General features: G+C 37.5%; 6 protein-coding genes. 5 read left to right on the top strand and 1 reads right to left on the bottom strand.

All coding sequences use genetic code 11. The features are described 5' to 3' along the window. The first annotated feature begins 167 nt into the window (after positions 1-167). Complete coding sequence (gene glpK, locus H7R46_RS04220; protein WP_005067618.1) at positions 168-1,676, top strand: glycerol kinase GlpK; 1,509 nt, start codon at positions 168-170, stop codon at positions 1,674-1,676. Between the two features lie 154 nt (positions 1,677-1,830). Next, positions 1,831-3,348, top strand: coding sequence for a glycerol-3-phosphate dehydrogenase (gene glpD, locus H7R46_RS04225; protein WP_005067619.1), 1,518 nt, complete (start codon positions 1,831-1,833; stop codon positions 3,346-3,348). Between the two features lie 41 nt (positions 3,349-3,389). On the opposite strand, the gene H7R46_RS04230 is transcribed toward glpD, so the two are convergent. Beyond that, positions 3,390-5,222 carry a phosphoenolpyruvate carboxykinase (GTP) gene (locus H7R46_RS04230; protein ID WP_005067621.1) on the bottom strand — a complete coding sequence of 611 codons (1,833 nt, stop codon included), beginning with the start codon at positions 5,220-5,222 and terminating at the stop codon, positions 3,390-3,392. 392 nt (positions 5,223-5,614) lie between these two features. Here H7R46_RS04230 and H7R46_RS04235 point away from each other — a divergent pair, with 392 nt between their 5' ends. From H7R46_RS04235 to blp1, 3 genes are all read left to right on the top strand, one after another. Continuing rightward, the gene (locus H7R46_RS04235; RefSeq protein ID WP_002115559.1) at positions 5,615-6,553 is read left to right on the top strand and encodes a diacylglycerol/lipid kinase family protein; all 939 of its coding nucleotides are present in this window, start codon (positions 5,615-5,617) and stop codon (positions 6,551-6,553) included. Further along, complete coding sequence (locus tag H7R46_RS04240; protein WP_005067625.1) at positions 6,534-7,292, top strand: metallophosphoesterase family protein; 759 nt, start codon at positions 6,534-6,536, stop codon at positions 7,290-7,292. Before H7R46_RS04235 ends, H7R46_RS04240 begins: the two co-directional genes overlap by 20 nt. Before the next feature lie 302 nt (positions 7,293-7,594). Then, a complete protein-coding gene (blp1, locus tag H7R46_RS04245; RefSeq protein WP_005067626.1) occupies positions 7,595-17,464 on the top strand; it encodes a biofilm-associated Ig-like repeat protein Blp1 in 9,870 nt (3,289 codons plus the stop codon). The last annotated feature ends 121 nt before the right edge of the window (positions 17,465-17,585 follow it).

Below are 17,585 nucleotides of genomic sequence, written 5' to 3' on the forward strand. Positions count from 1 at the left end.
CTCAAGTAGTAAAAAACTGATAAAGAATGAGTAATGTTTGGGCGAAGAATTCCTGTATATCTTAAAAATAATGATATATTCCAAAGAAAATTTTGAATAAATACAGTTAGACATAATGTTTTGGCATTGTGGACTAGATGTGTGTGAATAATGAAAGGGACATTCAGATGTCAAATTGCCCGAAAAAATATATTGTTGCTTTTGATCAGGGAACAACAAGCTCAAGAGCAATTGTTTTAGACCATGATGCTAATGTTGTCAGTATTGCTCAAAAAGAATTTACTCAGATTTATCCTCAGCCTGGCTGGGTCGAGCATGATCCTATGGAAATTTGGGCTACGCAAAGTGCTGTTTGGGTAGAAGCTTTAGCTCAAGCAGGTATTAAGAGTGAACAAGTTGCAGCAATTGGGATTACAAATCAGCGGGAAACCACAGTTGTTTGGGATAAAAAAACGGGCAAGCCGATTTACAATGCGATTGTTTGGCAAAGCCGACAGACGACTGAAATATGCAATCAACTACATAAAGCAGGATGGCAAGAATACATCCGTAAAACAACGGGATTGGTAATTGATCCATATTTTTCAGCCACAAAAATTAAATGGATTTTAGACCATGTTGAAGGAAGTCGTGAACGCGCTGAGCGAGGAGAGTTGTTGTTCGGTACAGTGGACACTTGGTTAATTTGGAAACTCACCAATGGTGCGGTCCATGTTACTGACTTTACCAATGCTTCGCGAACCATGCTTTTTGATATTGAAAAGCTTGAATGGGATGAAAAACTTTTACAAGTTTTAGAGATTCCTCGAGCAATGTTACCCGAAGTACGTAGCTCATCTGAGGTTTATGGATATACACATACCATTAGTGGGCAAGAAGTTGGTATTCCAATCGCAGGAATTGCAGGTGATCAACAAGCCGCACTGTTTGGTCAAATGTGTGTTGAGTCTGGTCAGGCAAAAAATACCTACGGCACAGGCTGTTTTCTATTAATGAATACAGGTAAGAAGATTGTCCGCTCAGAACATGGATTACTAACTACTATTGCATGTGGTGCGAATGGTGAGGTGAACTATGCCTTAGAGGGTGCTGTGTTTAATGGTGGTTCTTGCGTTCAGTGGTTACGCGATGAATTAAAGGTCATTAAGAATGCTAAAGACTCTGAGCTTTATGCAACACGTGTGAAAGACAGTAACGGTGTATATGTTGTACCTGCTTTTACAGGGTTAGGCGCACCGTATTGGGACCCAACAGCGCGTGGAGCTATTTTTGGACTTACGCGTGGGGCTAGTATTGAACATATTATTCGTGCAACTTTAGAGTCTATTGCTTTTCAAACCCGAGATGTTTTAGATGCAATGCAGCAAGATGCAGAAGAAGAGCTCCGTACACTCCGTGTTGATGGGGGAGTGACGGAAAATAATTTCTTAATGCAATTTCAGGCTGATATTTTAGCAACACCAGTAGAACGTCCAATAATGAAAGAAACCACAGCTTTGGGTGCAGCTTTTCTTGCTGGACTGGCGACGGGTTTCTGGCAAGATCTACATGAGTTAAGGAATAAATCTGCTATAGAAAAGGTATTTGAGCCAAAAATGTCTTCTGAACAATCAGAAATTATTTATAAGGGTTGGCTCAAGGCAGTTAAGCGTAGTCAAAGTTGGGCTGAGGATTAATTCGTTCTTTAACTGGTTGAATTCAATAGTAGGGTAATTAATTAACGGTTAAATACTTGGTTATTTAAAATTGATTATTCTACTTTTTTGATTGTTGTTTCTTCAATTTGGTGTTTTAATTTTTATAAGATCAACAATAAAAAGAAAATGAGAAATGAAAATACAGCCTAATGATTATTCAAAAATATATGACATTGCCGTGATCGGTGGCGGTATTAATGGTGTTGGTATCGCTAATGATGCTGCAGGCCGTGGACTATCGGTATTTTTATGTGAAAAAGATGATTTAGCTAGTCACACTTCATCTGCTAGCAGCAAATTAATTCATGGTGGTCTGCGCTATTTAGAACATAAAGAATTTAGATTGGTTAGAGAAGCTCTAGCAGAGCGTGAAGTGCTATTGGTTAAAGCTCCACATATTATTAAACCCATGCGCTTTATTATGCCTCATCGACCACATTTACGCCCTGCATGGTTGATTCGTGCTGGGCTGTTTTTTTATGATCACTTGGGAAAACGAGAAAAATTATTAGGTTCAAATCTTATTTACTTCAAAGAAGATAGTCCTTTAAAACCAGCTATCACACGTGGCTTTGAATATTCTGACTGTACTGTAGATGATGCACGTCTTGTGGTGTTAAATGCATTACAGGCCAAAGAGAAAGGTGCCAAAGTCGTAACCCGTACGCGTTGTATTAAAGCTTATAGGGAACAAGAGTTGTGGCATCTGGAGTTACAAAGCGGAGCAGAGTTTTATCAGGTACGTGCAAGAGCTTTAGTGAATGCAGCTGGTCCTTGGGTTGAAGAAATTATTAGTGAAAATCTGAAGCTAAAATCGCCCTATCGAATTCGGCTGATCCAAGGAAGTCATATTGTTGTGCCAAAATTATATGACTGTCATAAAGCCTTCATTATGCAAAACGAAGATCGACGCATCGTGTTTGCAATTCCATATTTAGAAAAATATACACTGATTGGTACGACAGATCAAGAATATATAGGTGATCCACAAAAGGTAGAGATCACAGAGGTAGAAATTGATTACCTCTTAACAGTGGCCAATTCACATTTTAAAAAGCAGTTAACTCGAACTGATATTGTAAGCCAGTACTCCGGTGTGCGTGCTTTATGTGATGATGAGTCTGATAATCCTTCAGCGATTACACGTGACTACACTTTGGCGCTACAAGCAGAAGAGAGAAAGGTGCCATTATTATCTGTGTTTGGTGGCAAGATCACAACTTACCGAAAATTAGCCGAAGCTGCTTTAGATCATCTGTCTGCATTTTTTAATGATATGGCAGAAGAGTGGACTGCAGATGAGCCATTACCTGGCGCTGAAAACTGGACAACCTTAGAGGATTTAACGCATCAGATTCAGTCACGTATAAGTGGAGTGTCTGAGTCACTTGCCAACCGTTGGGCGCATGCATATGGTACAAGAGTCTGGAATATGCTCCAAGAGAGAAATGCAGTAGAGCAATTAGGTCGGAATTTTGGACATGACTTATTTGAATGCGAAGTCAAATATTTATGTGAATATGAATGGGCAACTACTGCTGAGGATATATTGTGGCGTAGAACAAAACTAGGTCTGGCATTTGATGAAAAACAAGTAAAAGTATTAGAAGCTTATTTATCTGAGCGTCGACAAAAAGATGATGCCGCATAATAAAAAAGGTCGCATATAGCGACCTTTTTTATATATAGCAATTAGAAGCCAGTTTTTACAGCTTCAAGTAAAGCTGCTTGACGTTCTTTTAATGCTTTCGGTAAGCGATCACCGAGTTTATTAAATAAATCAGTGTGGCTTTCAATTTCAGTAATCCACTGATCTTTATCTTGAGCTGTGATTAGGTCAAATTCTTCTTTAGAGAATTCAGTACCTTCCCAGTTCAAGTCGTCATATGTTGGAACAAGACCAATTGGTGTTTCAACAGCGTTTGCACGACCTTCACAACGATCAATGATCCACTCAAGAACACGCATGTTTTGACCGAAACCAGGCCATACGAAGTTGCCTTCAGCATCACGACGGAACCAGTTTACATTGAAGATTTTTGGTAATTTATTACCAGCTGCTTCAGCTTTTGTGCTTACTTGTTGACCAAGGCTTAACCAGTGATCAAAGTAGTCAGCCATGTTATAGCCAGCAAATGGAAGCATCGCGAATGGGTCACGACGAACGATACCTTGTTGACCAACAGCAGCAGCAGTAGTTTCAGAACCCATAGTTGCCGCTTTATATACACCGTCAACCCAGTCGAAAGCTTCAGAAACTAAAGGAACCGTATCTGCACGGCGACCGCCGAAGATAAATGCAGAAATTGGAACGCCTGCTGGATTTTCCCAGTCAGCATCGATAGAAGGGCATTGACCAGCTGCAACAGTGAAGCGAGCATTTGGATGCGCTGCTTTTTCACCATTTACGTGAGGTTGACCTTTCCAGTTAGTTAAGTTTGTTGGAACTTCTTTAGAAAGACCTTCCCACCATACTTGACCATCTTCAGTTACCGCTACGTTTGTATAGATAACATCTTTATGAAGAGTTGCCATACAGTTCGGGTTAGTCTTGGTGTTTGTACCAGGAGCTACACCGAAGAAACCAGCTTCAGGGTTAATCGCATATAAACGACCATCTTCACCTGGTTTGATCCACGCAATATCGTCACCTACAGTTTCGATTTTCCAACCTTCATAACCTGCTGGTGGAATTAACATTGCAAAGTTTGTTTTACCACATGCAGACGGGAATGCTGCAGCGATGTAGTGTTTTTCACCTTGAGGGTTAGTCACACCAAGAATAAGCATGTGTTCAGCTAACCAACCTTGTTCGCGTCCCATGACAGAAGCGATACGAAGAGCTAAACATTTTTTGCCAAGTAATGCGTTACCGCCGTAACCAGAACCGAAAGACCAGATTTCACGAGTTTCTGGGTAATGAACGATATATTTTTCAGGGTTACATGGCCAAGCAACGTCTTTTTGGCCTTCAGCAAGTGGAGCACCTACTGTATGTACACAAGGAACAAACTCGCCGTCTGTACCTAATACGTCATAAACTGCTTTACCCATACGTGCCATTTTACGCATGCTAACAGCAACGTAAGGAGAGTCAGTTAACTCAATGCCGATATGAGCAATATGGCTACCTAAAGGACCCATTGAGAAAGGAACAACGTACATGGTACGGCCTTCCATTGAGCCTTCAAATAAACCATTTAATTTTTCACGCATAACAGCTGGGTTTTCCCAGTTGTTTGTCGCACCAGCATCTTCTTTATTTTGAGAGCAGATGTAAGTACGGTCTTCAACACGTGCAACGTCAGATGGGTCAGAATTTGCAAGATAAGAACCAGGATGTTTTTCTTGGTTTAATTTCTGCATGGTGCCGTTAGCGATCATCAAGTCGATTAGACGTTGATACTCTTCTTCGCTTCCGTCACACCATTCGATTTTTGCTGGTTTGGTTAAGTTTGCAATTTCTTCAACCCATGCGATAAGCTTAGGATGACGAACGAATTCTGGTGCGTTCACTGTGGTCATGGTGAGGCCTATTCAAAATATGTACAACGTACAAGTCATTCATTGAGAGGTACAATGAAAGATCAAATAAAAAAGTGGCTGTATTAAAGCACAAAATCATAAAAAAAATAAGACTAAAGACTAAGAAATAGATATTTTACTTTTTTGAATTTTTCTTATTTAAATCATTAACTTGCAGTTTTTTTGCAATATCTTATACTCAATATTTTTATGTTGTATGTGTGTTATTTATATTATTTATTTCTTTAAAAATCAATATCTTGATTCTTATTTTTTTCTTGAGAATTATTATTGATTAAACAAATGATCTTCATTCAAAATTTACATAAAGAGACTTTTATTAGGTGTTTTTATATACAATATTCAGGATGAATCCCTCTAAGATAATAAAAATGCGGACTTTAAAACCTCTCTCTATCATTTATAACCAAAAGTCGGGTTTTCATGCGTCAAAACATGAAGATATGTATGAACAGTTAATGACCGTGTTCACCGAATTTGGTTTTGAAATACAAGTTTTTGAATTAGCGGAAGATGTTTCTTTTGATGATTTGATGAGTCAAGTAATTCATCGGCATAGCCAAAATGCAAACTTAGGTGTTGTTGTTGCAGCGGGTGGGGATGGAACATTAAATGCGGTAGCATCAAAACTTAGACATACTCATATCCCTATGGGAATATTACCTTTGGGAACTTTTAATTATGTCGCTAAAGTTTTAGATATTCCTTTGGATTTGTTAGAAGCTGCTGAAGTCATCGCTACAGGTACACCACGCTCTGTACATATTGCGACAATTAATGACCATGTTTATTTAAATAATGCAAGTTTAGGACTTTATCCATTATTTATAAAAAAACGTGAGCTTTATAATAAATATTTAGGACGCTTACCTTTACATGCCTATACCTCAGCTCTGGATGTTTTATTAAGAGAAAATAAATCCATGAAACTTTCCGTCACAGTTGATGGGAAGAAATATCCAGTTAAAACCCCTCTAATTTTCTTTGGTAATAACCAGTTGCAGTTGTGTGATATGAAATTAAGAATTGCCGAATGTGCAGCACAAGGTCGAGTCGCTGGAGTGGTCATTACGAAAAGTGATAGGCTTAGTTTATTAAACATGTTGTGGCAGTGGATTCAAGGCAAAGTAGAAGAGACACAAGATGTTTATAGTTTTTGTGCAGATCATGTGGTGGTAGATTGTGCAAAAAGATCAAAACTTACAGTAGCTTTAGATGGTGAAATATTAGAGATGAAAGCACCTTTAAATTTCTCTGTAGAAAAGAATGCTTTAAATATTATGGTGCCAAATGTTGTTACATCTGTCTGATCTGCATTTTGGAACAGAAGTTGAGGCATGTTTAGATGCAATCCGACTTTTTTGCACTCAACATAAACCTGAAGTCATTGTGGTGAGTGGTGATATTACTCAACGTGCCCGATATCAACAGTTTTATAAATGCCGTCAGTTTTTAGATAGCCTTAATATTCCTTATCTTGTTGTTCCTGGTAATCACGATATTCCGTTGTACCATGTCTGGAACCGTTTTTTCTCACCATTTACTCGCTACCAATATTTTTTTGGCCAGCTTGAACCAACTTTAGAAACTGAACATTTTTATATTGTTGGGGTGAATAGTATTCGCCGTCGTTATCATACTCGTGGACATATTTCGATTGAGCAAATTCAAACTACATATGAGCGATTACAGCAAGCGCCAGCGGATAAAATCAAATTAGTTGTTTTCCATCAACCTTTTTATACTCCACCTGATGATGAGCATGGTATTAAAGATTGTCCTGTATTAGGAAAAATGGCACTCGAAAAATGGAGTACAACGGGACTATTTGGAATGTTACACGGTCATTTACATAAAACCGCTGTATATGATTTAACGCAAATTTATCATTTAAAGATAAATCATCCTATTTATGATATTCATGCAGGAACAGCGACTTCTAGCCGTTTGCATTATCATGTTCCAAATAGTTTTAATGTCATTTCAAATGAAGGAAAAATTAATCATTATTGGTTTAATTACGATTTAAAGATTTTTCAATTAATTTAATTTATAAGAATTCTCTAAGACATTTAACTTAAGAGTAGATTGATAAAATTTTATCCATTACAATGCCTAAGCTTCAAATTCTATATATGGGGAATAGGAAAACATTCTAAATGTTTTATCATTTTAAAAATAATATTAATGGATACATAAAAATTTTTAACTATATAAAAAGCCGCGATTTAAAGTAGCTACAATAAGGGTTTAGTGTTTTATGATAGTTAATAGTATTTGATTAAATGAGTATCTATTTATCTTAATATTTTAGAATAACTTAATAATATTTAAAATTTCATGGTGGAAAAATGGTACAAGTATCATTAATGGCAAATAATGCTTCAAAAAATAATACAGTTGATATTAATGTAGGCCAGACAAAAAATATTGTAGTAAATCCTAAAGAAGTCGTAAAAATCGATATAAATCCAGAAAAAATTTCTTCAATAACAAGAGAAGGAAACAGTGCAATTGTTCATCTAAAAGATGGAACTGAAATTGTTTTAGAAAACTATTTTATTAGCGAAAACCCGCAAATTCTTTTAAATGAAGGGCAGAGTTATTGGGCTGCTAATCTGGGAGAAGATGCTAGCGGACAGACCACTGTTAATTATTTAGAATTAAAAGATACGCCAAAGCTTATTGATAGTTCATCTTCTGTACCCCTCTGGTCGTGGGTAGTCAGCGCTTTAGCAGGAGCAGGAACAATTGCTTTATTGTCTCGGAACGATTCTAAAGATACGACGCCTCCTGAGCCAGGTACTTTGAATCTCAAAAATCTTTTGGATTCAGGGGCTTCTACAATCGACCAGATCACTCAAGATAAAAACTTCACTTTAAAGATTGAGGGACAGGAAAGTGGCAGCCGAGTAACGTATTTGGTCTCTACCGATGAAGGAAAAACCTGGCAGGAAACAACTGCCGCTCAAAAAGATTTGGTCGATGGTGTTTATCAATATAAAGCTGTAGTAACCGACGTTGCAGGCAATACATCAGAAACCGCTATACAAAAAGTTGTTGTCGATACAACAGCACCGCAAGCAGGCGAACTGACTTTATCTGCTTTGGCTGATACGGGTATTTCGGCAACTGATCAAATTACGCAAGATAAAACTTTTGATTTAAAGATTAGCGGACAAGAAGTAACTAGCCAAATTACTTACTGGATATCGAAAGATGATGGTAAGACGTGGCAGGAAACAACAGTTGAACAAAAAGATTTAGCTGATGGTATTTTTCTCTATAAAGCTGTAGTAACCGACGTTGCAGGCAACATATCTGAAACCAGCGTGCAAAAAGTCGTTGTGGATACCACAGCGCCGCAAGCAGGTGAACTGACTTTAGCTGCTTTGACTGATACGGGCATTTCAGCAACCGATCAGATTACGCAAGATAAAACTTTTGATTTAAAGATTAGTGGACAAGAAGTAAATAGCCAAATCACTTACTGGATATCTAAAGATGAAGGAAAGACTTGGCAGGAAACAACAGTAGCTCAAAATGATTTGGCGGATGGTGTTTACCAATATAAAGCAGTAATAACAGACGTTGCAGGCAATACATCAGAAACCACTATACAAAAAGTTGTTGTCGATACAACAGCACCGCAAGTAGGTGAACTAACTCTATCTGATTTAAGCGATACGGGTGTTTCGGCAACTGATCAGATTACGCAAGATAAAACTTTTGATTTAAAGATTAGCGGACAAGAAGTAACTAGCCAAATTACTTACTGGATATCGAAAGATGATGGAAAGACGTGGCAGGAAACAACAGTAGCTCAAAAAGATTTAACCGATGGTGTTTACCAATATAAAGCTATAGTTACAGATATTGCAGGCAATACATCAGAAACCGCTATACAAAAAGTCGTTGTAGATATTACCGCACCACAAGCAGGTGAACTAACTTTATCTGATTTGAGTGATACAGGTGTTTCAGCAACCGATCAAATTACGCAAGATAATAATTTTACTTTGAAGCTAGCTCAACCGATTGTAATCGGAGAGCAAGCTGTTTTATTAGACCACTATGAAGTCTCTACCGATGAAGGAAAGACATGGCAGGAGACAACAGCTGATCAAAAAGATTTAGCTGATGGAAGTTACCTCTATAAAGCTGTAGTGACAGACCTCGCAGGCAACACATCAGAAACTGGTGTGGAAAAGGTAATTATAGATAATTCTTTAAATATTGAATCAACTACAGTAACTGTAAAGTCGATTACTGAAGACAATACAATAAGCCTAGTTGAAAAAGACCAAGTTATTTCTATAAGACTGGACGTAGATAATCTACCAACAGACTTAAATAGCTCACTGACCTCAGTAAATACGACTTTAAACGATGTTGTTTATAACTTTCATTTTGATGAAGTCACCCAAGAATGGGTTACTGAAATTCCAGCAGAGTTTTTGTGGTCAGAAGAATCGCAAACCAATATATCAATTGATATTAGTCTTACTGATCAAGCTGGCAATACAGCCATTATTAAACAGACCCAAAATTATAATGTAGATCATACTCCAAATTCGCCAACTCTAGATTCACTAACTTTCAATAATATAGATGGAGCTATCATTTCAGGTAGCGCATATAAAGGAAGTAAAGTTGATATCTACAATAAAAATGGTGATTGGCTTGCAACTACAATAGCTAATGAGGAGGGTAAATTTACTTTAAAAGACCTTTCTATTAGTACTAATCAAGAAATTTATGCGGTCGCTACTTATAATGGATACAGCAGTGAAAATTCGTCAATTAGCCTAGTTACTGAAGTTCCTGCTATTAGTATTACAAGAATTAGTCCAGAAGGTGTGATCACTGGTTATGCGACCGAAGGCAGTCATTTTATTGTAAAAGATCAGAATGGAAATATTCTACAAGAGTTTAACTCCATTGCATTTGAGGGTTCAGGTATTACGCCTTTTAGTGTAATGGCATTAGGTGAGGTCAGACCATTTACTTTGACCCTCAACCAACCTTTAGAGGAAGGTACTCAAATTACTATCTCTACAGATAAAGATAATATTTCAGGCCATCCACAATATATTACCGCAGACTATACTCCAGCAGTATTTTTAGAAACTCCACAATTTGATATTAGTGGTGAAACTTTATCAGTACATGTTAATGAGCCGAACAGCTTTATTCGTGCATTTTCTGGAGAGGGCAATTTAATTGCTACAGGTTTTACCGATGAACAAGGCTTTGCAAGTTTACAGGTGTTCCAATTTTTAAAAGAAGGTGAGTCGGTTACCGTACAAGTAGTAGATAAAAATCAAAATACGAGTGAAGCCCTAATCGAAGTTCCAAACTTTGCTTATATTCCACATGTTGAACGTATTACACAAGAAGGCTTAATTTCTGGGTTTGCTGAAGATAATAGTACAGTAATCGTGCGTGATGCTGACGGTAATGAATTAGGAAAGGTTACATTAGGTGATGACAATAGTTGGAATGAATTTAGTCATTTTAGCTTGAGTGTAAACCGACCTTTAATTGATGGAGAGCAAATTTCCGTTCAAATTATTGATAATAAAGGATTGATAAGTCCTGAGCAGAATATCATTGTAGATCTGACTCCTCCACCTGTCCCAACAGATTTAAATTTCAATGATGCTGGCGATTTAGTTTATGGTCATGCAGAACCTTTCTCTGAAATTTTAGTTAAAGATGGGCAAGGAAACATTCTTAATAAATGGTTCTGGAATAACTGGACCGATGAGAGTGGAAGTTTTTCGATAGAACTAGGTATGTTTTTAACTAATGCTGAGACGGTTTATGTCACGGCTACCGATGTGAATGGAAATGTAAGTTTAGCAGCGCAGATACAGGCGCCTAATTATGCTTTTGCCCCTCATGTAGATAGCTTTACTTCGGATGGAGTGATAAGTGGACAAGCTGAAAATAATAGTACTCTTATTGTTAAAGATGCCAAAGGTGAAGTCGTAGCTGAAATTAAAGTCGGTGAAGATAACGGTTGGAATGGATCAAGTTATTTTAAACTCCAGCTTGACCGCCCTCTTGTTGATGGTGAGCAGTTTTTCTTATCAATTAAGGATGCTCGTGGGCAAGTAAGCACCGATACTGTAATTACCGCTGATACGGTTGCTCCTACACCAGCCAGCAATTTAGTTTTCTCAGAAGATGGTTCATATCTTACAGGCGTAGCAGAACTGAATACTACGATTCAGGTTTTTGATCATAATGGTCAGCTCGTGAATATATGGAATAACACCATTAGCTCTGACGGTACATTTACTATTTACTTAGGTAGCAACAATTTACATGGAGAAGCATTCACGGTCACAGTTAAAGACCAAGCCGGAAATGTGAGTGAAGCTGTTTCAATAAATGCTCCACTTGATGATATTGCACCAGATCCAATTAAAAATATTTTACTTGATGCAAACGGTCAAAACTTTACAGCGCAAGCAGAAGCAAATAGTCAGATCGAAGTTTTTGATTCATTAGGTAATCAGACGGGTTGGGGCTCTACAGATAGTGCTGGTAATGCTTCTGGTTCTTTCAATCAAACTTATTTACACGGTGAGGAACTCACTTTTGTTGTTATAGATCGAGCAGGTAACCGCAGTATCGAATTTAAGCAAAATGCTTTAATTGATACCATTGCACCAAATCCGATTGAAAATATCATCTTCAACGAAGATGGCCAAAGTTTTACAGCTCAGGCAGAAGCTGGAAGCTCTATTGATGTATTCGATCAGGATGGAAATAAGATTGGTTTTGGTTACACCGATAGCTCAGGTAATGTATCTGGTTATTTTCAACAAGTTTACTTACACGGTGAGGAACTTACTTTTGTCGTAATCGATCGAGCAGGTAACCGTAGTGCAGAGGTCACGCAGAGTGCTTTGAATGATGATGTCGCACCAAATCCGATTGAAAATATTGTATTAGATCTCAATGGTCAGAACTTTACAGCTCAGGCAGAAGCAAATAGCCAAATTGAAATCAAAAATAATAACGGTGACGTCGTAGGTTATGGATCAGCAGATAGCGCAGGTAATGTTTCAGGATATTTGTATCAAGTGCATTTACATGGCGAAGAGCTTACTTTTGTTGTCGTTGACCGAGCGGGTAACCGCAGTACAGAGGTCAAGCAGAATGCCTTGATTGATGATACTGCGCCAAATCCGATTGAAAATATTATATTAGATATCAATGGTCAAAACTTTACAGCGCAAGCAGAAGCAAATACTCAAATTGAAGTTAAAAATGCTGTTGGTGAGATTGTTGGTTCAGGTTATGTGGATGGCGCTGGTAACGTGTCAGGTTATTTTAATCAAGTCTATTTACATGGAGAAGAACTCACTTTTGTTGTCGTTGACCGAGCGGGTAACCGTAGTGCAGAGATCAAGCAAAACGCTTTAACTGATGATATTGCACCAAATCCGATTGAAAATATTGTATTAGATATCAATGGACAGAACTTTACAGCTCAGGCAGAAGCAAACACTCAAATTGAAGTCAAAAATGCTACTGGTGAAGTCATAGGATCTGGTTCAACCGATAGCATGGGTAATGTTTCTGGTTACTTCTATCAGGTCTATTTACATGGTGAAGAACTCACTTTTGTTGTAGTTGATCGAGCTGGTAACCGCAGTACAGAGGTCAAGCAGAATGCGTTGATTGATGACATTGCTCCGAATGTGATTGAAAACATTATCTTTAATGAAAATGGTCAAAACTTTACAGCGCAAGCAGAAGCAAATAGCAAAGTTGAAGTTAAAAATACTGTGGGTGAGGTTGTAGGTTTTGGTTATGTGGATGGTGCTGGTAATGTCTCGGGTTACTTGAATCAAGTTTATTTAAAAGGTGAGGAGCTCGCTTTTGTTGTGATTGATCAAGCTGGTAATCGTAGCGTTGAAGTAAAACAAACAGCCTTTCTTGATAATACGGCACCAGAAAATGCGACTAATTTAGTATTTAGCGAAGATGGTTCATATCTAACTGGTATGGCTGAGCCCAATTCTACGATTCAAATATTTGATCAGAATGGTCAATTATTAAATCTTTGGAATAATAATGTTAATTGGGATGGAACATTTAACCTCTATTTAAATAGTAACTACATGCATGGAGAAGTATTTAAAGTAGTTGTAGTTGATCAGGCTGGTAATTTGAGTGACGGAGTTACTGTAAAAGCACCGCTTGATGATATTGCTCCTGTAGCTGCAAGTAATCTGGTCTTTAGTGAAGATGGTTCATCCCTTTCTGGTGTAGCTGAACCAAATACCTTCATCCAGATTTTTGATCAAAATGGTCAGCAGATGAATACGTGGAGTCAGAGTGTAAATGCTGATGGTACATTTACTATTTTTTTCGGTATTTACAATTTACATGGTGAAGAGTTTACAGTCATTGTTAAAGACCTTGCTGGAAATGTCAGTGAAGCTGTTTCAGTTAAGGCGCCGCTTGATGATATTGCGCCTAATCCGATTAAAAATATTGTACTTGATGCGAATGGCCAAAACTTTACAGCACAAGCGGAAGCAAACAGTCAGATCGAAGTTTTTGACTCATTTGGTAACCAGATAGGTTGGGGCTCTACCGATAGCACTGGTAATGTGACGGGTTACTTCTACCAAGTTTATTTACATGGAGAGGAATTAACTTTCGTTGTCATAGATCGAATGGGTAACCGCAGTGTCGAACTTAAGTTAAATGCTTTGGTGGATACCATTGCGCCAGATCCAATTGAAAACATCATCTTTGACGAAAATGGGCAAAATTTTACGGCACAAGCAGAAGCCAATAGTTTTATTGGTGTCAAAAATGCTGCGGGTGAGTTTGTCGGTTATGGTTATGTCGATAGCACTGGTAATGTGTCCGGTCACTTCAATCAGGTTTATTTAAAAGGTGAGGAACTCACTTTTATCGTTATAGATAAAGCAGGTAATCAAAGTATTGAATTTAAGCAAAATGCTTTGATTGATGATATTGCACCAAATCCGATTGAAAACATTGTCTTAAATGAAAATGGTCAAAACTTCACAGCGCAAGCGGAAGCAGATAGTCGAATCGAAGTTAAAAATGCTGTTGGTGAGGTGGTAGGATCTGGTTCAACTGATAACATGGGTAATGTTTCTGGTTACTTCTATCAAGTGTATTTACATGGAGAGGAGCTTACTTTTGTTGTAGTTGATCGAGCTGGTAACCGCAGTACAGAGGTCAAACAGAATGCCTTAATTGATGATATCTCGCCAAATCCGATTGAAAATATTGTGCTCGACTCAAACGGTCAAAACTTTACTGCGCAAGCAGAAGTAAATACTCGGATTGAAGTCAAAAATGCTACGGGTGAGGTTGTAGGCTATGGTTATGTAGATAGTACTGGTAACGTGTCAGGTTATTTTAATCAAGTCTATTTACATGGAGAAGAGCTTATATTTGTTGTAATTGATCAAGCAAGTAACCGAAGTATTGAGGTTAAACATAATGCTTTAATTGATGATGTTGCACCATCAGCTGCTTCAAATATTACATTAACCTCGGACGGATTGCTTTTTGGTGAGGCTGAGCCAAATGCAACGATTGAAATTATTGATCAATATGGTGCAGTTATCGCAACAACTTATGTTTGGTACGATGGCACATTTAATCAATGGATTAATCTGAGTCAATACCAGACACAAAATTTGAGTATTGTTGTCAAAGATATTGCTGGCAACCGAAGCGAAGTTGCTCATGAATTAGTACCAGTATTTACCAACTCACCAATTACTGCAACAGAGCTAAAACTGGATGTAGATGGTCATATTCTAACAGGAAAGGCAACAGCAGGAATGTCGATTGTTGTTACATCTACTGATAGTCAGATCATTAATGGAGGGTGGAATAATGTTGTGAATGAAGATGGTAGTTTTACTATTCAGTTAATTGATTACTATCTACAGGGACAGACATTACAAGTTCGAGTTTATGACCAGAATACGAATCAATACAGCCTAATCTCTGAAATTATTGCGCCTTTAGACAATATTGCTCCAGTAATTAATGATGTGGTGATTAGTAATGACGGTTATGGTATTACCGGACAAACTGATTCAAAAGCAATCATTCAGGTAATGGATGCGGATGGAGATTTACGAGCAGAATTTCAAACGGATGAGACTGGATATTTTAACGCTAGTATTTATCCACCTATATTACGTGGAGAGCAGTTATTCATCACTGCGATAGATTTAGCCAAAAATATAAGTAAGCCATTTAATATTACTTTTAATGCAGATACTAATGCACCGCCATCAGCAGAGCATATTGTGGTATCTGAAAATGGTTTTTTTATTGAGGGAACTGCTTCGCTCAATAGTGAGGTGCGTATTTATGATGTGTATAGTAATTATATTGGTGGTGGTTCTGTAGATGAAACAGGGCATTTTAATATCCAGTTATACTCACCTCAGGCGAATGGGCAAACTTTACGCATTGTTGTGGAGCAAAATGGCTATCAAAGCGCTTACACCGAAATTACCGCACCCATAGACATCGTCGCGCCAAATGCAGCAACTCAGCTTGTTTTAGCAGATGGAAATGTACTTTCAGGACAAGCGGAAGCATATTCAACAGTTAATATTTTTGATGCTAATAATAATTTAGTTGGTCAAACTACTGTCAGAAATGATGGAAGTTTCACAACATACTTATGGTCACAATATTGGCATGGTGAAACATTGACGGTAAAAGTAGTTGATGCCAATCAAAATGTGAGTGTAGGTACAACGATTATTGCTACAAATGATACAACAGCACCGAAAGTGGTCACCCAGCTTGCCATAAATGGATGGGGAGAGCTCACGGGACACGCAGAAAGTAAGGCTACTCTTGAAATTACATATTATTTTGCTGATCAAGAACCTTCCGTAACGAGTACTACGGTCATGGCAGATGGAACTTTCTCTACTTATGTGTATGGGACTGCAATGTCATTTGACCTTACCATTATTGATCGTGCAGGAAATCGTAGTGAAACTATCAGCAAAGCGATTAATGATTTACCTACAATCACTGTCGATCAATTTAAAGGTGATGCTACGGATAATACGTATATAGTTGATCATATAAGTGATTTTGTTGAAGAATATACTGTTGAGCCGTATGCAACATATAAAGATGTTTGGATTGATAATAGCTATATGTATCCAGAATGGATTAATGAAGGGCATTATGAACAGATATGGCTTGTTGATGGATATTATGAACAACAATTAATAACAGATGTATATTATGAAAAGCAGTGGATCATAAGTGGTTATTCGACTATACAAAAAATATATATAAATCAAGATAATATAACTTATATAGATAATGGTACGGCAGAGAGCGACTATAGTCGATATGTAGAACAACATTATGATGCTGTAAATGAACAATGGCAAGAAGGCTACGAACTGACCTATATACGTTCAGAAGAAGGCTGGGTTGATACTAGTCATTTTGAAGATATCTATTTTGATACAAGTCATTATGAAGATGTTTGGGTGGATGCTAGCCGTTATGAAGATGTTTGGGTAGATACTAGCCACTATGAAGATGTTTGGGTAGAAAGTGGCTATTGGGAGAACCAGCTTATCGAATCAGGCTACCGAGATGTCGATTTTGGTGGAAACGATAAAATAGTTAGCTCTGTGAGTTATAGTCTGGTTGGATATTCTGATTGGTCGACAGGTCTAGAAAGTGGTCGTTATGTTGAAGACTTGGAGTTGGTTGGTTCTGCTCATCTAAATGCAACAGGCAATGCTTTAGATAATCTTTTAACAGGTAACTCTGGTAATAACGTTTTGAATGGGCGTGAAGGTAACGATACCTATATGACTAATGAAGGTACTGATTCCATACTGTTCCAATTGCTAAATAGCCAAGATGCGACTGGTGGGAATGGATATGATACGGTGTTAGATTTTACTTTAGGTGATGTAAGAACTGATACTCAAGCAGACAAAATCGATTTAAGTGAACTATTAATTGACTATTCTAAAGACGTGAGCACATTAGCGAAATTTATTACTGTAGAGCAAGATACTGGAAACACGACTATTAGTCTTGACCGAGATGGTGAAGGTACAATGTTTAGTAGTGTTTCATTGATAACTTTAAATCAGGTAAATACAACATTAGATGAATTGTTAAATAACCAGCAACTCTTTGTTTAACATTAATATTTATCTTTATAAAAGAGGCTATGAAAATAGCCTCTTTTATTTTGTGCTTTAAATTTAATAAAAACTCTTCACAACTTGTTAAAAAATGACCAAAAAAGATAAGTTTTTTTCA

Origin of the sequence: Acinetobacter sp. BEC1-S18-ESBL-01, assembly GCF_014169935.1 — a bacterium.
In the GTDB taxonomy this organism is placed as follows: domain Bacteria; phylum Pseudomonadota; class Gammaproteobacteria; order Pseudomonadales; family Moraxellaceae; genus Acinetobacter; species Acinetobacter pittii.